Origin of the sequence: Kitasatospora sp. NPDC056076, from assembly GCF_042266305.1 — a bacterium.
Classification (GTDB): domain Bacteria; phylum Actinomycetota; class Actinomycetes; order Streptomycetales; family Streptomycetaceae; genus Kitasatospora.
This window is the reverse complement of the sequence record NZ_JBHJWG010000066.1, coordinates 16240-33772: the sequence shown is the minus strand read 5'-3', so window position 1 is coordinate 33772 and position 17533 is coordinate 16240. Positions and strand designations below refer to the sequence as shown.

The 17533-nt window shown below is 72.2% G+C and carries 15 protein-coding genes, 1 pseudogene and 1 riboswitch; of the genes and pseudogenes, 10 read left to right on the top strand and 6 right to left on the bottom strand.

The genetic code is table 11. The features are described from left to right. Positions 1–272 precede the first annotated feature (272 nt). Genes ACFC1T_RS35265 through ACFC1T_RS35255 form a run of 3 tightly spaced genes read right to left on the bottom strand, consistent with a single transcriptional unit; the run spans position 273 to position 3501 of the window. The gene (locus ACFC1T_RS35265) at positions 273–1349 is read right to left on the bottom strand and encodes a threonine aldolase family protein (protein ID WP_375895968.1); all 1077 of its coding nucleotides are present in this window, start codon (positions 1347–1349) and stop codon (positions 273–275) included. Then, on the bottom strand, positions 1346–2104 hold the full coding sequence (locus tag ACFC1T_RS35260; RefSeq protein WP_375895965.1) for an SDR family NAD(P)-dependent oxidoreductase: 759 nt from the start codon (positions 2102–2104) through the stop codon (positions 1346–1348). Before ACFC1T_RS35260 ends, ACFC1T_RS35265 begins: the two co-directional genes overlap by 4 nt. Continuing rightward, on the bottom strand, positions 2101–3501 hold the full coding sequence (locus tag ACFC1T_RS35255) for a DUF6421 family protein (protein ID WP_375895962.1): 1401 nt from the start codon (positions 3499–3501) through the stop codon (positions 2101–2103). Before ACFC1T_RS35255 ends, ACFC1T_RS35260 begins: the two co-directional genes overlap by 4 nt. A gap of 497 nt (positions 3502–3998) precedes the next feature. Between ACFC1T_RS35255 and ACFC1T_RS35250 the strand changes: the two genes are divergently transcribed. From ACFC1T_RS35250 to ACFC1T_RS35230, 5 genes are all read left to right on the top strand, one after another. Further along, a complete protein-coding gene (locus ACFC1T_RS35250; protein ID WP_375895959.1) occupies positions 3999–4892 on the top strand; it encodes an ABC transporter substrate-binding protein in 894 nt (297 codons plus the stop codon). Then, entirely contained in the window at positions 4889–5815 is a 927-nt protein-coding gene (locus ACFC1T_RS35245; RefSeq protein ID WP_375895956.1) for an amino acid ABC transporter permease, read from the top strand. The genes ACFC1T_RS35250 and ACFC1T_RS35245 overlap by 4 nt, the downstream gene beginning before the upstream one ends. Then, complete coding sequence (locus ACFC1T_RS35240) at positions 5812–6570, top strand: amino acid ABC transporter ATP-binding protein (protein WP_375895953.1); 759 nt, start codon at positions 5812–5814, stop codon at positions 6568–6570. The genes ACFC1T_RS35245 and ACFC1T_RS35240 overlap by 4 nt, the downstream gene beginning before the upstream one ends. 158 nt (positions 6571–6728) lie before the next feature. Further along, entirely contained in the window at positions 6729–7292 is a 564-nt protein-coding gene (locus ACFC1T_RS35235; RefSeq protein WP_375895951.1) for a DUF5134 domain-containing protein, read from the top strand. A 186-nt stretch (positions 7293–7478) separates the two neighbouring features. Further along, positions 7479–8426, top strand: coding sequence for a M56 family metallopeptidase (locus ACFC1T_RS35230; RefSeq protein WP_375895948.1), 948 nt, complete (start codon positions 7479–7481; stop codon positions 8424–8426). Between the two features lie 63 nt (positions 8427–8489). Here ACFC1T_RS35230 and ACFC1T_RS35225 read toward each other — a convergent pair whose 3' ends face one another. Then, complete coding sequence (locus ACFC1T_RS35225; RefSeq protein ID WP_375895945.1) at positions 8490–8939, bottom strand: MarR family winged helix-turn-helix transcriptional regulator; 450 nt, start codon at positions 8937–8939, stop codon at positions 8490–8492. Positions 8940–9026: 87 nt separating this feature from the next. Here ACFC1T_RS35225 and ACFC1T_RS35220 point away from each other — a divergent pair, with 87 nt between their 5' ends. Both ACFC1T_RS35220 and ACFC1T_RS35215 read left to right on the top strand, forming a co-directional pair. Continuing rightward, positions 9027–10541: an MFS transporter gene (locus tag ACFC1T_RS35220; RefSeq protein WP_375895942.1), complete on the top strand. Its 1515-nt coding sequence runs from the start codon at positions 9027–9029 to the stop codon at positions 10539–10541. 231 nt (positions 10542–10772) lie between these two features. Continuing rightward, complete coding sequence (locus ACFC1T_RS35215; protein ID WP_375895939.1) at positions 10773–11378, top strand: TetR/AcrR family transcriptional regulator; 606 nt, start codon at positions 10773–10775, stop codon at positions 11376–11378. A gap of 90 nt (positions 11379–11468) precedes the next feature. Here ACFC1T_RS35215 and ACFC1T_RS35210 read toward each other — a convergent pair. Then, positions 11469–12335: pseudogene (locus ACFC1T_RS35210) on the bottom strand (helix-turn-helix domain-containing protein). A 418-nt stretch (positions 12336–12753) separates the two neighbouring features. Between ACFC1T_RS35210 and ACFC1T_RS35205 the strand changes: the two are divergent. Next, positions 12754–13323 carry an ATP-binding protein gene (locus ACFC1T_RS35205; RefSeq protein WP_375895936.1) on the top strand — a complete coding sequence of 190 codons (570 nt, stop codon included), beginning with the start codon at positions 12754–12756 and terminating at the stop codon, positions 13321–13323. A 262-nt stretch (positions 13324–13585) separates the two neighbouring features. Here the strand turns inward: ACFC1T_RS35205 and ACFC1T_RS35200 are convergent, their stop codons facing one another. Further along, positions 13586–13849, bottom strand: coding sequence for a DUF397 domain-containing protein (locus ACFC1T_RS35200; RefSeq protein WP_375895934.1), 264 nt, complete (start codon positions 13847–13849; stop codon positions 13586–13588). Positions 13850–14407: 558 nt separating this feature from the next. On the opposite strand from ACFC1T_RS35200, the gene ACFC1T_RS35195 reads away from it, so the two are divergent. Both ACFC1T_RS35195 and ACFC1T_RS35190 read left to right on the top strand, forming a co-directional pair. Beyond that, entirely contained in the window at positions 14408–15358 is a 951-nt protein-coding gene (locus ACFC1T_RS35195) for a hypothetical protein (protein ID WP_375895932.1), read from the top strand. Between the two features lie 477 nt (positions 15359–15835). After that, a riboswitch (cyclic di-AMP (ydaO/yuaA leader) is annotated at positions 15836–16006 on the top strand. A gap of 7 nt (positions 16007–16013) precedes the next feature. Then, a complete protein-coding gene (locus ACFC1T_RS35190; protein WP_375895929.1) occupies positions 16014–17318 on the top strand; it encodes a transglycosylase family protein in 1305 nt (434 codons plus the stop codon). Positions 17319–17533 lie beyond the last annotated feature (215 nt).

Sequence of the window (17533 nt, the reverse complement as noted above, 5' to 3'; positions counted from 1 at the left end):
TGACTTTTGGCACGCTGTTGAGTTCTCAAGGAACGGACGCTTCCTTCGGACCGCCTTCCAGCGGGCCCTCCGGGCGCTTCGTTCTTTCGTGTTTCAAGCTTATCAGATGTTTTCCGCTCCGTTTTCCGGAGTTTCATTCATCGGATTCACTTTCCGCTTTGTCGCCCCGGTCTCCCGCGGCGACTCCGGAACTGTACGGGGACCGACCCGCCACATGCAAATCGCCTCCGCCCGGAGTCCGGGCGGAGGCGATGCACTGTCAGGTCCGGGTGTCAGGCCCGGCCCATCTCCTCGGCGATGGCCGCCGCGAAGGCGTCGATGTCGGCCTCCGTCGTGTCGAAGGAGCACATCCAGCGGACCTCACCGGTCTGCTCGTTCCAGAAGTAGAAGCGGTAACGCTTCTGCAGCCGCTCGCTGACCTCGCGCGGGAGGATCGCGAACACCGCGTTGGCCTGGACCGGGCGCACGACCTCGACGCCGTCGATCTTCCGGACCGCGGCGTCCAGGCGGCGGGCCATCGCATTGGAGTGGCCGGCGTTGCGCAGGTAGAGGTCGCCCGCGAGCAGCGCCTCGAACTGGACGGAGACGAAGCGCATCTTCGAGGCGAGCTGCATCGAGGTCTTGCGCAGGTACTTGATGTTGCGCACCCGCTCCGGGTTGAGCACCACCACGACCTCACCGAGCAGCAGGCCGTTCTTCGTGCCGCCGAAGGACAGCACGTCGACGCCCAGGTCGGTCGAGAAGGCCCGCATCGGCAGGCCGAGCGAGTCGGCCGCGTTCGCCAGGCGGGAGCCGTCCATGTGGACGAGCATGCCGAGCTGGTGGGCGTGGTCGATGACCGCGCGGAGCTCGTCGACCGTGTAGAGGGTGCCGAGCTCGGTGCTCTGGGTGATGGACACCGCGAGCGGCTGCGCGCGGTGCTCGTCGCCGAAGCCGTAGGCCTGCTGGTCGAGCAGCTCGGGGGTGAGCTTGCCGTCCGGGGTGGGGATGGTGTGCAGCTTGATGCCGCCCATCTTCTCCGGCGCGCCGCCCTCGTCCACGTGGATGTGGGCGGTGTCGGCGCAGACCACGGCGCCCCAGCGCGGCAGCAGCGCCTGGAGGGCGACCACGTTGGCGCCGGTGCCGTTGAAGACCGGGTAGGCCTCGGCCTTGTCGCCGAAGTGGCGGCGGAAGACGTCCTGGAGGTGGTTCGTGTAGTCGTCCTCGCCGTAGGAGATCTGGTGGCCGCCGTTGGCGAGGGCGATCGCGGCGAGGACCTCGGGGTGCACGCCCGCGTAGTTGTCGCTGGCGAAGCCGCGGACGGCGGGGTCGTGCCGCCGTACCGCGTCCGTACGGGTGAGGTCGGTCATCGGGCTGTCAGCCACAGGTGCTGTCCGTTCAGTTCTGCTGCGGGGCGGTCCCAGAGGTCCGCCAGGTGTCCGGCGAGGTCGGCGGTGTCGGTGAAGCCGGTGAACTTGGCCTCCGGCTTCTCGGCCCGCATCTCGGGGCTGACCAGCGCCTTGATGACCAGGATCGCAGCCGCGGCGGTGGGCTCGCCGTCCGGGGAGGTGGTCTCCTTCTTGAAGGAGTCGGCCATCGCGAGGGTCCAGGCCTCGGTGGCGGCCTTGGCCGCCGCGTAGGCGGCGCCGCCCGCGGTGGGCTTGTGCGCTGCCGCGGCGGAGATCATGGCGTAGCGGCCGGCGGAGCTGCGGACCAGGGCGGGCTGGAAGGCCAGCGAGGTGTGCTGGAGGGTGCGCACGACGGTGTCGTGCAGGAAGTCCCAGTCGTCCAGTCGGCTGTCGAAGAAGGTCTTGCTGCCGCGCCAGCCCCCGACCAGGTGGAACACGCCGTCGACGTGGCCGTGCTCGGCCTCCAGGTGGTCGGCCCAGTCGTGGACCTCCTGCGGGTCGAGCAGGTCGATCACCTGACCGCTCACCTTCGCTCCGCGCACCGCGACCCGGGTGGCGTCCAGGGCGGACTCCAGGCGCCGGGGGTCGATGTCGGCGCCGATCACGGTGGCGCCCTCGGCCGCGAGGCGGCGCAGCACGGCCTGGCCGGCCGGGCCACTGGCTCCGGCGACCGCGATGACCTTGCCGGCCAGCTTGGTGGAGGGGTTGGTGGTCACGCGGCGACTCCCTGGATACCGGCGCCGGTGATGCCGGCGGTGGCGGCGATGACGCCGCGGAGCTTCTTGGACAGGGCCTCGTAGAACATGCTCAGCGGGAACTCGTCCGGGAGCACGGCGTCGCACAGCGCCTTGTTCAGGGCCTTGCCGTCGGTGAGGTCGAGCGGGAGGGCCTCGGGGCCCTTGGCCCAGGTGGAGGCCGGGTGCGGGGTGAGGTAGCGGGAGACCAGCTCGTAGGCGGCGATCCAGTGGGCCGGCTTGGGCCGGTCGATGCCGTCGCGGTAGAGGGTCTCGATGTCGGCGCAGAGGGCGTTGGTGACCTGCGGGGCGCGCTCCCAGTCGATGGTGAGGCGGTTGTCGCGCCAGCGCAGCGCGTCGTGCTTGTGCAGGTACGCGAAGAGCAGCTGGCCGCCCATGCCGTCGTAGTTGCGGACGCGGTCGCCGCTGACCGGGAAGCGGAACAGCCGGTCGAAGAGGATCGCGTACTGGACGTCGCGGGCGTGCGGGTTGCCCTCGGTCTCCAGCTGCACCGCCTCCTTGAAGGTGGTGAGGTCGCAGCGGAGCTCCTCCAGGCCGTACATCCAGAACGGGCTGCGCTGCTTGATCATGAAGGGGTCGAACGGCAGGTCGCCGTGGCTGTGGGTGCGGTCGTGGACGAGGTCCCACAGCACGAAGGTCTCCTGGGCGCGCTGCTGGTCCTCGAGCAGGCCCTCGGCGTCGGCCGGGATCTCCAGGCCGAGCTGCTGGACGGCGCTGGTGGTGACGGCGCGGAAGCGGGCGGCCTCGCGGTCGCAGAAGATGCCGCCCCAGGTGAAGCGCTCCGGCGCCTTGCGCACGGCGACCGTCTCGGGGAAGAGCACGGCGGAGTTGGTGTCGTAGCCGGCCGTGAAGTCCGTGAAGGTGATCGGCACGAACATCGGGTTGTCGAACCGGGTGCGCTCCAGCTCGTCCAGCCACTCGGGCCAGACCACGCTCAGCAGGACGGCTTCCAGGTTGCGGTCCGGGTTGCCGTTCTGGGTGTACATCGGGAAGACGACGAGGTGCTCCAGGCCGTCCTCACGCTGCTCGGCGGGCTGGAAGGCGAGCAGCGAGTCCAGGAAGTCGGGCTCGCGGTAGCCGGTGTCGGCCCACTTGGCGAGGTCCGCGTCGACGGCCTTCAGGTAGGCGGCGTCGTGCGGGAAGTGCGGGGCGAGCTCCTCGATGGACGCCCGGACGTCGGCGACCAGCGGGTCGACGGTGTGGCGCTGGACCGCGGACAGGTCGATGGAGCCGTCCTTGGACTGCAGCGGGCGCAGCGTCTCGACGGCCTCCTTCAGGCGCAGCCACGCCGGGTGAGCGGCGAGGGTCGAGGCCGGGGCGTCGGCCGCCGCAGCGAGCCTTGGCGAAAGATTCTGCATCGTGGACTCACTTCGACAGGAGTTATTTCAACGAGGACACCATAAGTACGAAAGGTTCTCCCGTTCAAGGGGGTCCGAACCGGCAAACCTCCCGTGTGCCGCCGCTCCGGCCCCGGATTCTCCGCCGGAGCCCCGGTTGTCCGGCATGTGGACGGTTTCCTGGATGTTCTGGACAGCCGTGCCGTCCTGATGCGAACCTCCCCGCATGCTCCCGGAGGTGATCACGGTGGCCGAGCGCCACGACAACCCGTTCCGGGCGCCCTCCCGTCAGCAGGCCTGTTGTCCCTGCCGCCGCCCGCACAGCCGCTGCCACTGCCGCCGCTGTCGCTGATCCGGCCCGGGGCGCCGCGGACGCGGGCCCGTACGCCGACCATGCCGTGTGTGTTCCGGCGCCGCCACCGGGGGAAGTGACCCGCCGGGAAGCGGCCCGCCCGGTCCGGCCCGCAGCACCCCTGGCCCCTCCCCCGTCCCGCCCGGTCCTCCCCTGGAGCCCTGCCATGAGCCTCCGCAAGCCGTCCACCGCCCTGCCCCTCGCCGCGCTCGCGGTCGTCGCCGCCGTGCTCTCCGGGTGCGCGCCGCAGGACGCCAAGTCCGACGGGGCCGCCGCCTCCGGCGCCCCGGGCACCGCGGGTGCGGCCGCGGGTTGCGCGCCGGGGGCGCTGGCCACCCGGACCGCCGGGAAGCTGACCGTCGGCACCGACAAGCCGGCGTACGACCCCTGGTTCTCCGAGGACAAGCCGGAGAACGGGAAGGGCTTCGAGTCGGCCGTGGCGTACGCGGTGGCGGAGAAGCTGGGCTACCCGAAGGACAAGGTCGGCTGGGTGGTCGCGCCGTTCGGCAAGGCGACCGCGCCGGGCGCCAAGGACTTCGACTTCGACATCAACCAGGTGTCCATCAGTGACGAGCGCAAGCAGGCGGTGGACTTCTCCTCCGGCTACTACGACGTGCGCCAGGCCGTCATCGCGTTGAAGGGCTCCAAGGCGGCGGGGACGAAGAGCGTCGCCGACCTCAAGGGCGCCAAGCTGGGCGCCCAGGTCGGCACCACGAGCCTGGACACCATCACCGACACCATCAAGCCGAGCACCCAGCCGGCCGTGTTCGACTCCAACGACCTGGCCAAGGCCGCGTTGAAGAACGGTCAGGTGGAGGCGCTGGTCGTCGACCTGCCGACGGCGTTCTACATCACCGGCGCCGAGGTGCCTGAGGCCCAGGTGGTGGGGCAGTTCGCATCCGCCTCGAAGGCCGAGCAGTTCGGGCTGGTGCTGGACAAGGGCTCCCGGCTGACGCCGTGCGTGTCGCAGGCGGTGGACGCGCTGCGCGCGGACGGGACGCTGGCCGGGTTGGAGAAGCAGTGGCTGTCGGACGCCGTCTCGGCGCCGGTGCTCAAGTGAGTGCGGAGGCGGGCCCGCCCGGGCCGGTCGACACCGCCGCAGCCGCGGCCGGGTCCGCCTCCCCGGCCGGGGCGGACGGGTACCGCCCGTCCGAGCGGCGGCTCGCGCACGAGGCGTACCGGCGGGCCCGGGCCCGCCGCTCGGCGCTGGTCGCCACCGCCTCGACCCTGCTGACGGCCGTCGCGCTCTACCTGCTGGTCGTCAACTCCCCCGGCTGGGCGGTGACCCGGCGGACCTTCTTCAACCTGGACTACGCCCGCCAGGCGCTGCCCGAGGTGCTCCGCGGGCTGCGGCTCAACCTGGAGCTGATGCTCGGCTGCGGGGTGCTGATCATGGTCTTCGGGCTGCTGCTGGCGGTGCTGCGGACGCTGCGCGGGCCGGTCTTCCTACCGGTGCGGCTGCTGGCCACCGCGTACGTGGACTTCTTCCTCGGGCTGCCGATGATCATCTGCCTGCTGGTGATGATCACCGGGGTGCCGGCGCTGCGCCTCACCGGGGTGACCACCGATCCGCTGCTGCTCGGCGGGGCCGCGCTGGTGCTGACGTACTCGGCGTACGTGTCGGAGGTGTTCCGCTCCGGCATCGAGTCGGTGCACCCCAGCCAGCGGGCCGCGGCGCGCTCGCTGGGGCTGACCAACGCGCAGGCCATGCGGTTCGTGGTGCTGCCGCAGGCGGTACGGCGGGTGGTGCCACCGCTGCTCAACAACCTGGTGAGCCTCCAGAAGGACACCGGGCTGGTCTCGATCGGCGGCGCGATCGACGCGGTGTACGCCGCGAAGATCATCGCGGCGCACTCCTTCAACTTCACGCCGTACCTGGTGGCGGGGCTGGTGTTTATCGTGCTGACCGTTCCACTGACCCGGTTCGCCGACTGGCTGACCGGGCGGATGAACCGTCGGCAGCTGCAGGGAGGTGCGGTGTGACCGGGACGGAGGTGCTCCGGCTGGAGTCGGTGCGCAAGAGCTTCGGCGACCAGGTGGTGCTGCGCGACGTCGGCCTCGCGGTGCCCGAGCACTCGGTGACGGCGCTGATCGGGGCGTCCGGCTCCGGGAAGTCCACCCTGATGCGGTGCGTCAACCTGCTGGAGGGGATCGACGACGGCGCGATCTTCCTGGACGGCGAGGAGATCACCGACCCGCGCGCCGACGAGGACGCCGTGCGGCGCCGGATCGGGGTGGTGTTCCAGTCGTACAACCTGTTCCCGCACATGACGGTGCTGGAGAACGTCACGCTCGCCCCGCGCCGGGTGCACCGGGTCGGACGGGCGGAGGCCGAGGAGAAGGCGCTCGCGCTGCTGGACCGGCTCGGGCTGGCGGCGAAGGCCCGGGAGTACCCGGACCGGCTCTCCGGCGGACAGCAGCAACGGGTCGCCATCGTCCGGGCGCTGGCGGCCGGACCGCGGCTGCTGCTGCTCGACGAGATCACCGCGGCGCTCGACCCGGTGCTGGTCGGGGAGGTGCTGTCGGTGGTGCGGGACCTCAAGGAGCAGGGGATGACGATGGTCCTCTCCACCCACGAGATGGGGTTCGCCCGCGAGGTCGCCGACCAGGTCTGCTTCCTGGACGGCGGGGTGGTGCTCGAACAGGGGCCGCCGGAGCAGGTGTTCGGCGATCCGCAGCAGGAGCGGACCCGGCAGTTCCTCCGGCGGATCGTCGCCTCGGGGCGGCTCCAGGGCTGAGCCGCCGGCACGGGGGCGCTCGGCGGGGGGCGTGGGTCTCACCGGGTGGATCGCACCACGCCGGTCACCACTGTGCGCCCCTGTACGCGCCCTGGCCCCGCCGGGGGCGGAGCGGTGATCGTGGACGGGACGATCGTCCGCGCCCCGGGAGGCCGCCGTTGCACGGACCCACCCTGGTCAACTGGCTCCTCGCCCTCCTCACCGCGACCGCCGGCGCCACCTGCCTGACCCGCCTTCGGCACCCCTCCTGTGCCGCCGCGCCCCACGGCGCGCACCGCGCCCACCCGCCGCTCGCCCGGGAGTCCGACGCCGCTGAGGCCCTGATGGGACTCGGCATGGCGGCGATGGCCGTCACCGGTGCCACCGTCCCGGCCGCCGTCTGGGCCGTGCTGTTCGGGCTCCCGGCGGCCGTCTTCCTGCTCGCCGCCCTGCAGACGCCCCGCGGCCGCGGCCACCGGCTGCACCACGCGGTCGGCGCGCTCGCCATGACGTACCTGGCCCTGGCGATGACCGTCTCCCCCGCCGGCCACCACCACCCCGCCGCCGGAGCGCCCCTGCTGACCGGCGCCCTGCTGCTCTACTTCGGCGGCTACGCGCTCTGGACCGGCGCCCGGCTGCTGCGCACCCCGGCCGGGACCCTCGTCGTCGGTACCACCGGCCTGCCGCAGGCCTGCCGACTGGCCATGGGGATCGGCATGTTCGCCATGCTCCTGACCATGTGACGCTCCCGGGCCACCCGACCCAGCCCAGCACGACCCAGCACGACCCAGCACGGCCCGGCCCGGCCCGGGACCGGCGCGTGGCGTTGGTCACTGGCCCGCCGAAAGCCGTTCCACCGGGCGTTGCCAGCGCATAGGTTGGCAGGGAGCGCGCTGTCGCGCTCCGTGCGTACTCGGGGAGCCCATGCGATGACTGCCCTGACCGGCCTGCTGCTGCTCGGCCTGCTGCTCGCCACCGTGGTGCCCCGGCTGCTGGCCCGGGCCCGCTGGGTGGAGCGCGAACCGGTGCTGGCCCTGCTGGTGTGGCAGTGCGTCGTGGTGGCCGTCCTGCTGTGCTGCGCCCTGGGCCTGGTCCTCGCCGCCTCCGCCGCCGAGCCCGCGCTGCGCGCCTGGGTGTTCTCCGGCGCCCCGTACGGCGTGGAGGCCGCCTACGGCCTCCAGGACGCCGAGGGCTGGGGGCGGCTGTGCGCCGCGGTGCTGGCCGCGGGCGCGCTGCAGACGGTGCTGGCGCTCACCCGCGAGGTCCGTACGGCCAAGGCCCTGCGCTCCCGTCGGCACGCCCAACTGGCGACCAGGGCGCCGGAGTTGCCCGAGGCGATCGAGGCCGCCCGGAGCCGCCGGGAGCGGCTGGTGGTGCTGGAGAACGTCCGCCCCGAGGCCTGGTCGCTGCCCGGCCCGAACTCCCGCCTGGTGGTCACCACCGGCGCCCTCCAGCAGCTCACCGACCGGGAGTTGGCGGCCGTGCTGAGCCACGAGCGCGGCCACGTCCGCGCCCGGCACCACTGGCTGCAGCAGTTCGCCCAGGCGCTCGCCTCCGGCTTCCCCGGCGTCCGGGTGTTCCGGGCCTTCCGGGACCAGGTGGCGGAGCTGGTCGAGCTGGCGGCCGACGACCGGGCCGCCCGTCGGCACGGACGGCACACCACCGCCCTCGCGCTCGCCGAACTCAACCTGGACCGCGGGGTGTTCGGCTCCTGCCCGCCCGGTCTGGCGCAGTCCCCGAAGCGGGTGGACCGACTGCTCGCGGGCCGCCCCCGGCTCTCCGTCCCGCACCGGCTGCGGCTGACCGCCGTCGCGCTGGCCGCGCCCGCCGCGGTCGTCCTGCTGGCCGCCGCGCCGGGGCTGCACTCACTGCTCTGAGACCGCCGACGACAACCGACAGGGCATGGAACACAAGCACCGCACAGCACAGTTGAGGTGGCGTCAGTCCTGATTCCGGGAATCCCCGCAGAGCGGGGCGAACCGGCCGCCGAGGGTCTGTCCGAGCACCTCCCGGTGGAGCGGCCGGGCCTGGTCGTAGCGCTCCCGCCCGGCCGGAGTGAGGGCGATCATGATGCCCCGCCGGTCGCTCTCGCACATCGCCCGGGTCACCAGCCCGCTCTTCTCCAGGCGGGCGATCAGCCGGGAGAGCGCGCTCTGGCTCAGGTGGACGGTCGGCCCCAGCTCGCTGGACCGCAGGGCCTGTCGGCCGTCGGCCACCAAGCCCTCCACCAGGCGTTCCAGCACCTCGAACTCGCTCATGCCCAGCCCGTACTTCTCGCCGAGCTCACGGTCGAGCGCGCAGACGGTCGAGGCGTGCCGGGCCAGCAGCTCGCGCCATTCCGCGATCAGACCGGCCTCCGCCGAGGCTTCGAGGGGGTCGAGTTCAGCCACCCCGCCAGGTTAGCACGTGCATCGTAAATTTATGCGTTCACATCTAATTCATTTGCATTGAATGCACGTGCATGTACTGTCCTCCCCATGACCACCGCGACCGCCACGTCTCCCGACGCTCCGTCAACCAGCGGGTTGAACTGGACACCCCGCCTCTGGGGCACCCTGCTCGTGCTCTGCGCCGCCATGTTCCTGGACGCCCTGGACGTCTCGATGGTGGGCGTCGCCCTCCCCTCCATCGGCTCCGAACTGCACCTCTCCACCTCCACCCTGCAGTGGGTGGTCTCCGGCTACGTGCTCGGCTACGGCGGCCTGCTGCTGCTCGGCGGCCGCGCCGCCGACCTGCTCGGCCGCCGCCGGGTCTTCCTGGTCGCCCTCGGCGTCTTCGCCGCCGCCTCGCTGGTCGGCGGGCTGGTCGACGACGGCGGCCTGCTGATCGCGGCCCGCTTCCTCAAGGGCGTCAGCGCCGCCTTCACCGCCCCCGCCGGCCTCTCGATCATCACCACGACCTTCGCGGAGGGCCCGGCCCGCAACCGGGCGCTGTCGATCTACACCACCTGCGGCGCCAGCGGCTTCTCGCTCGGCCTGGTGCTGAGCGGACTGCTCACCTCGGTCGGCTGGCGCTGGACCTTCCTGATGCCCGTCCCGGTCGCCCTGCTCGCCCTGGTGTTCGCCGTCCGGCTGCTCCCCCGCCCGGTCGAGGAGCCCGCCAAGGGCGGCTACGACGTGCTGGGCGCGATCACCGGAACCGCGACCGTGCTCCTGCTGGTCTTCACCGTGACCGAGGCCCAGGGCGCCGGCTGGCTGAGCCTGCGCACCCTCGGCTCGCTGGTCGTGGTGGCCGCGCTGGCCGCCGCCTTCCTGCTCGCCGAGAGCCGCGCCGCCCACCCGCTGGTCCGGCTCGGCATCTTCCGCAACGGCTCGGTGGCCCGGGCCAACATCGTCGCCTTCGCGATGGCCGGGGCGTACGGCGGCTTCCAGTTCGTCGTCACGCTCTACCTCCAGCACCTGCTCGGCTGGTCGGCCCTGGAGATGGCCCTGGGCCTGCTGCCGGCCGGCGCCTTCATCGCGCTCTCGGCCCCGTTCATGGGCCCGATCGTGGACCGCTTCGGCACCGGCCGGCTGCTGCCGATCGGCCTGCTGGCCCTGACCGGAGCCTTCGCCCTGTTCCTGCGCCTGGACGAGCACAGCTCGTACCCGGTCCTGGTGCTGCCCTCGATGCTGCTGCTCGGCGTGGGCTTCGCGCTGGCCTTCCCCTCGGTGAACATCGCCGCCACCGACGGGGTGGCGGACGAGGAGCAGGGGCTGGCCTCGGGGCTGGTGAACACCGCGATCCAGGTCGGCACCGCGGTGGTGCTGGCCGGGGTGACCGCGATGCTCACGGCCGGGAGCGCGGGCGGCGACAGCCCGCAGGCCCAGCTGGACGGCTACCGGCCGGCGCTGGTCCTGGTCACCGCGGTCGCGCTGATCGGTCTGGTGGTCGCCGCGACCGGCGCCCTGGTGGACCGACGCCGCCGGGCAACTCCCGCTCCGGTGCCGGATTATGATTACCCGTCCGCCGCGCCGTCCGTGGCCCGGACCGAAGTCCTGACCGAGCGCTGACCCACTGGCTCCGCCCCGAACGGCCCCCCGGCCGTCGGGCACTGGTGCCGGCTCCACCAAACCCCCGTGTTGGTGGAGCCGGCCGTCTCTGTACCGGCCGCCCGGGCGGCGCCCGCGTGAGGGCGCACGGTTCCACGGCGCGACTGCGGCTCCGCAAGTATATTGGCCCGGAGTCAACGAACGTTCGGAGCAGACACGATGGCACCTCGCGGGGATTCGGTCAACGAGGAGATGCGGCAACGCTCCCGCCGACGCATCATGCGGGCCACCGTCGAACTGGTTGACCAGCACGGTTACGCGGGCACCACGCTGACCGACATCGCCGAACGGGCCGGCCTCGCCCGCGGTCTGCTCTCGTACTACTTCGACGGCAAACGACTGCTGATGCAGGCCGCGACGCACCGGCTGATGCACCAGTCGCTCTCCGGCGCCCTGGCCGAGCTGGCGCCGGACGCCACCCCCGCCGGACGGCTGGCCCGCGCGATAGACGCCGTCCTCACCCTGGCCCTGGACCACCCCCGGGTGATGCGCTCGCACCTGGCGCTCATCCTCGATCCGGACACCGGCGCCTTCGTCCAGGATCCGGAGCAGCAGCAGCTCGGCGCGATCCTCCAGGGCCTGCTCGTCGACTGGGGCGCACCGGACCCGGTCGCCGAACACGCGGTGCTGCGCAGTGCGCTGATGGGCGGCTGCATCGGGGTGCTGCTGCCGGGCGCGGAGATCCCGCTGGCGCCGATCCGGGCCGACCTGTTCCGCCGCTACGACCTGCCCTGGGAGCTGGGCCGCCCGCCGCAGCCGCTGCCGCCGGAACGCGAACGGCCGCGGGCCCGCGGTTGACGGGGCCTGCGGCCGACTCGGGCTGCCGTGCGGACGAACCGCCTCCCGGGCGGGAGCGGGAGGATCTCCCGGCCCCCGCCCAGGAGTTGCTCAGCGTTCCTTGAGGATCGAGGAGAGCAGGTCTATGGTGCGCTCCGGTGTGAGGCTGTCCACGCAGAGCCGCTCCATGACCTGGACCTACGCGTCGACGTCGTCCCGCTTGTCCAGGTAGAGCGCGCTGGTGAGCTGCTCCAGGTAGACCACGTCCGCGAGGTCCTGCTCCGGGAAGCGCAGGATCGTGAACGCCCCGGACTCGCCCGCGTGCGCGCCGAAGCGGAACGGCATGACCTGGATGACCACGTTGGCCTGCTCGGCGACGTCGATCAGGTACTGGACCTGGCCGCGCATCACCTTGGGCCCGCCGACCGGCCGGCGCAGCGCCGCCTCGTCGATGACCGCCCACAGGCGCGGACTGGCGCCCTCGGTCAGCAGCTTCTGGCGGCGCAGCCGGAGACTGACCCGGCGCTCGACCTCCTCCTCGCTGATGACCGGCCGACTCTGGCCGAAAACCGCCCGTGCGTACTCCTCGGACTGCAGCAGTCCGGGGATGAACTGCACCTCGTAGGTGCGGATCAGCTGGGCGGCCTCCTCCAGTCCGACGTAGGTCTGGAACCAGCCCGGCAGCACGTCGTTGAAGCTGTGCCACCAGCCGGACTTGTTGGCCTCGCGGACCAGGCCGAGCAGGGCCTCCCGCTCCAGGCCGTCGTCGACGCCGTAGAGACTCAGCAGGTCGGCGACGTCGCGCTCCTTGAAGCTGACCCGGCCGAGCTCCATGCGACTGATCTTGGATTCGGACGCGCGGATCGCGTAGCCCGCGTCCTCTCGGGTGATGCCGCGCGCCTCTCGCAGGCGCCGCAACTGCGAGCCGAGGAGGATCCGGCGGACCATCGAGCCGCCGCCCGGCTGAACTGTGGTCATGCGGTCGAAACCTCCACCTAGGGCAAACAGCGCACAGTCTGCCATCAGTTGAGCGCTCACGGTGCCGATACTGACGGATGTTCCTATCAGTTCCGCACTCCGCACACCAGGATGCACGTGCATCCGGCGCTTGCATATGCCAATAGTGCGACTGCACGTGAATCGACTCTTGCATCTGCAGTGAGCGCACACCACCATGGTGCACGTGCACCTGCACATCCCTGGCAATCCCGCGGGCTCCGCGTCGACCCCACGCGCGACTCCGTGCACCGGCCCGACGGCGTCCCCCGCGCCATCGGGCGTTCGAGTGCGCGCGCGCCTGGTCGAGGGGGCGGCCGAGCGGCCGAGCGAGTCGGAGGTGACCGGCATGACCCCGGCGGGTCCAGCCGTGTCCGCCCCCTTATGGGAGGAGCTCTTCATGAGCACCGGTACGGCTTTGGCAGTTGACCCCCATGTGGTCACCTGTACGCTCGCTCCTCGCTTCGAAGCCGTGAGAACCGCACGCGACTTCGCCCGGGCCTCGCTCCAGCGCTGGGGCCTGATGGAGCTGTTCGACGACGTCGCCCTGGTGGCCTCGGAACTCGTGACCAACGCGCTCCGGCATGCGATCGGCGCACGGCCCGACCCCTCGGGCGGCGCCCTGGGCGAGTACGACTTTCCCATACAGCCGACCCCGGAAGGGCGGCTGCCGATCCGAATAAGCCTGGTGCACCGCGCCCCCCAGGTGGTCTGCGCGGTGAGCGACCCGAGCAGTGCCGGCCCGGTGGCCCGGGAGGCGGACTTCGTCGCCGAATCGGGCCGCGGACTGCACCTGGTGGAGTCGTTCAGCCGCTCCTGGGGCTGGCACCCGCTGGGCAGCGGCAAGGTGGTCTGGGCCGTGTTCGAGGCGGAGACCGGCTGCGGCAACGGACTGGACGCCACCCTGCTCGACGGCACCGCGCCGGCCGGCCGGGTCGAGATCGGTGGACGGCACCGGCGCTCGGCCTAGGGCCCGCCCCGTGGCCCAGGCCGGCCGAGGAACGACCCGGGAGGACCACACCCCGGGACCTCCGGCCCGCCCGCGCGCCGGGCCGGGACGTGATCAGTGCACCGAAGGCGGCTGCCCGCTCCCACTCCGGGCGCTCCCACACCGGACACTCCTGCTCCGGGCGCTCCCACTCCGGGCACTCCGGCTCCGGGCCCGGACAAAGACAAAGGCCGTCGTGGTGTCAGCACCCACGACGGCCCCCCGATGGTGGAGCAGCGGCCGGTCAGACCGCGAGGTGGTCGAACTCCCCGTCCTTGGCACCCAGCAGCAGGGCCGCGATCTCGGCCCGGGTGTAGATGAGCGCCGGGCCGTCCGGGAAGCGCGAGTTGCGCATCGCCACGTCGCCGCCCGGCAGGGCCGCGAACTCGACGCAGTTTCCCTGGGAGTTGCTGTGCCGGCTCTTCTGCCAGACCACCCCCGTGAGGTCGGCGGCGGCCATCCCGTTGTGGGCGTGGTCGGAACCGTGCGTGTCCTGCGAGTCGTGCATAGAAGTCTCCCGAAGAGCTCCGGAGTTGTCGTCCAGCGCGGCGCCCCGGCACCCGCCGAACGAACGGACCGGCCCCGTACCGGCCCGGCACAACGCCTCACTTGACGTGATGATAGCCGCAGTGCACGTGCATCAGCACGGGACATTGCAGGTGCACGAGGCTTTTCGACGGTCGCCGCGAACTCTTCACGGACCCTTCTCCTGACGGTACGTAAACGGACATAGGCGACTGAATCGACGGTTCGTCCATAACCGGCCGTGAGCGGTTCCCCGCTGAATGTTGATCTTCGAATGCCGGGAGTCGCCCTCCCGTGACCCTCCGTCAGGCCGCCCGGCGGCTGTGAGACATCTCACGCGACTCCGGTGCAACGCGCCACCCCGCGGGACACGTCAGGGCAACTGACGGGCTCCGTACGGGGCTTGGGCGAGGAATGTCCGGATTGTGGGCAATCGCCCCGGACCGGAGCGGCCGGGACACGACGGCCGCACCGCGACCGCCCGAAGCCCGTACGGCAGCCGACTGCAGGCCTGACGGGCAGATGTCCTACGATCTCCGGCATGAGCACCGCAGCCATCCCGGGCGCGCCACTGCCCGTCCGCACTCCAGGTTCCCGTGCGCGGGGGCGCCACCGCCGCCCCGAGCGCCCCGAGATCCGCACCGGCTCGCCGGCCCTGGTGCTCGCCGTACCCGCGACCGCGGGGCCCGAGTCCCGTTCGGTCGTCGAGGAACTCCTCTCGATCGTCCGCAGTGAGCACACCGGCGTCCAGGCCGCGGTCGGCTACCTCCCGGCCGCCGACGCCGCGGCCGCGGACCCGCAGGAGCGCACCGTCGCGGAGCTGCTGGAGGCGGCCGCCGAGGCCGGACTGCCGACGCCCGTCGTGGTGCCGCTGGTCCCGGGCCCGCACGACTTCCTGACCGGGCTTCACGCCCTCGCCGCCCAGTACGGCGCGACCGTCACCGACGCGCTGGGCCCGCACCCGCTGCTGGCCGAGGCCGTCCACGTCCGGCTGTCCGAGGCCGGGCTGGCGCGGGCCGACCGGGCCCGGCTGTTCGCCATCGCGACCGCCGCGGACGGCGTGGTCCTGACCACCGTCGGCGGCGAGGACGCGGCCGCCGCGGCCGGGATCACCGGCGTGCTGCTGGCCGCCCGACTGGCCGTGCCGGTCGTCGCCGCCGCGCTCGACGTGCCCGGCTCCGTCGCCGCCGCCGTCGGCCACCTCCGGGAGACCGGCTCCGAGCGCCCGGCCCTGGCCCCGCTCGTCATCGGCCCGGAGGCGGACCCGGAGCTGCTCGCCACGGCCGCCGAGGAGACCGGCTGCCCGTCGGCCGCGCCGCTGGGCGCCTACCCGACGGTCGGCCAGCTGATCGCCTCCACCTACCTGGCCGCCCTGCCGGTGCCGACGGCGGAGGAGCTCGCCGAGGCCGAGGCGGAGGCCGCGGCCACCGTCGGGGCCGGGGAGGGCTCCCGACGCGCCCACGCGGCCGCCGAAGGGCCCCTGGAGGGCTAGCACGACCCACTGAACGCCCGTCGGCCACCACCGGCGGACCCGCACTGCCGAAAGGGCCCGGAACGACCTCGTTCCGGGCCCTTTCGCCGTGTTCCGATTCACCCCGCTGGTGCGCTAAGCGGGCAATGCCACGCAATGTCCGTTTCCAGCTCATTTGTCAATGGATATCCGACGAATGACGGGCGCGTTCCCCAGCGCGCGATTCACTACCGCTCCCCCGCGGCTCGGGCGCGCGCCCCTTGTGCCCCAACACTCCGTCACCTTCTTTCTGAGGCGGAGCCAGTTATGAGAATCAGCTGCGATATTGCCGGAAAACGATCATTTACGATCATGAATTACGGCCCATTTGGCGTTTCTCACTAAACCGTGATGCGCATCACAGGTATTTGCAGTTTTAACTTAAGTCTGCTTAACGTGCTCCCCGTTCGTGACCACACGGACCCAGTTCATCCGCGACGCCGAGTCCTGCCGTCGGATGTCCTGGCAGCGCGAAATCGCATCACGGCAGGAGCGGGGGAACCACAGGTAAGTCGCCCCGGACCGTTTTCCGGAACGGTCCAGGGCTAGGGGTGAAGCCGCGCCCACAGCGCGGCCGGGCAACTCCAGCCCGAATCCGACAGCTCACCTCGCAGGCGTGGGAGAGGACCGCGTCTTCATGCTGCCTTCCAACGGCAACCGCCTGTCCAGCCGCACCCGTCGCGTGATCGCCGCCCTCGGCGTCGCCGGCGTCGGCCTCACCGTCCCCTGCCTCACCACCGGCACCGCGAACGCCGCCTCCGTCGCCACCTGGGACAAGGTCGCCCAGTGCGAGAGCAGCGGCAACTGGAGCATCAACACCGGCAACGGCTTCTACGGCGGCCTCCAGTTCACCTCCAGCACCTGGGCCGCCTTCGGCGGCACCAGCTACGCCCCGCAGGCCGACCAGGCCACCAAGGACCAGCAGATCTCCGTCGCCGAGAAGGTCCTCGCCTCGCAGGGCCCCGGCGCCTGGCCGGTCTGCTCCGTCCAGGCCGGTCTGACCAAGGGCGGCGCCGCGCCCACCGTCGACACCTCGGCCGGCTCCACCGCGGCCAAGCCCGCCGCCAAGCCCGCCGCCAAGCCGGCCGCCCCGAGCAAGCCGGCCGCGAAGCCCGCCGCCCCCGCGCAGGACCAGGCCCAGGCCTCCGACGACGCCGCGGCCGCCTCCGCCCCGTCCGCCGACAGCACCTGGGCCCAGAAGCGCCAGGCGCAGGCCCAGGCCGGCGGCTACACCGTCGTCGACGGCGACTGGCTGTCCTCGATCGCCGACAAGCACAACGTCCAGGGCGGCTGGCAGCGGCTGTACGACCTCAACCGCAGCACCCTGACCGAGGGCCCGGACACCATCTACCCGGGCCAGCAGCTGACCTTCGGTGACGGCACCTCGGCCCAGGCCGACGGCTCCGCCGCCAAGTCCGGCTCGGACTTCACCTGGTTCGACCGCTCGAAGAAGGCCGGCCAGGCCTCGAACGGCGGTGCCGTGAACGCCAAGCCGACCGCCCAGAGCAAGCCGTCCGCCACCAAGCCCGCGTCGAAGCCCGCCGCCCAGGCGCAGACCCCGGCCCCGGCCCCGGCCGCCTCCGGCAGCATGGCCGCCGCGGTCTCCTTCGCCCAGTCGAAGGTCGGCCAGGCGTACGTCTACGGCGGCACCGGCAACGGCGGCTGGGACTGCTCCGGCCTGACCCAGGCCGCGCTGCGCGCCGCGGGCATCAACATCCCGCGCGTCGCCGCCGACCAGGCCGCCGCCAGCACCCACGTCTCGCTGGACAGCCTGCAGCCGGGCGACCTGCTGTTCTGGTCCAACAACGGCCAGGACTCGGGCGTCTACCACGTCGCCATCTACATCGGCAACGGCCAGTACGTCGAGGCCGCCAACCCGAGCTCGGGCGTCCGTCTCCAGACCGTCGCCAACTGGGCGCCGGACTTCGCCGGCCGGGTCTGAGCGACCAGGGACCGCGCGGCCGCCGACGGCTGACGCCGGAGCCCCGGGAAGAGCCTCCGCTCCTCCCGGGGCTCCGGCGTGCCCGTACGCCCAGCAGGTCCGGCCGACCGGACCGGCCGATCTGACAGATCCGGACCGACCGCCCCCGGGCACCGCACGCCGACGGGCCCCGGAGAGCAACCGCCCTCCGGGGCCCGTCGGTCGGCCCGGTCCGC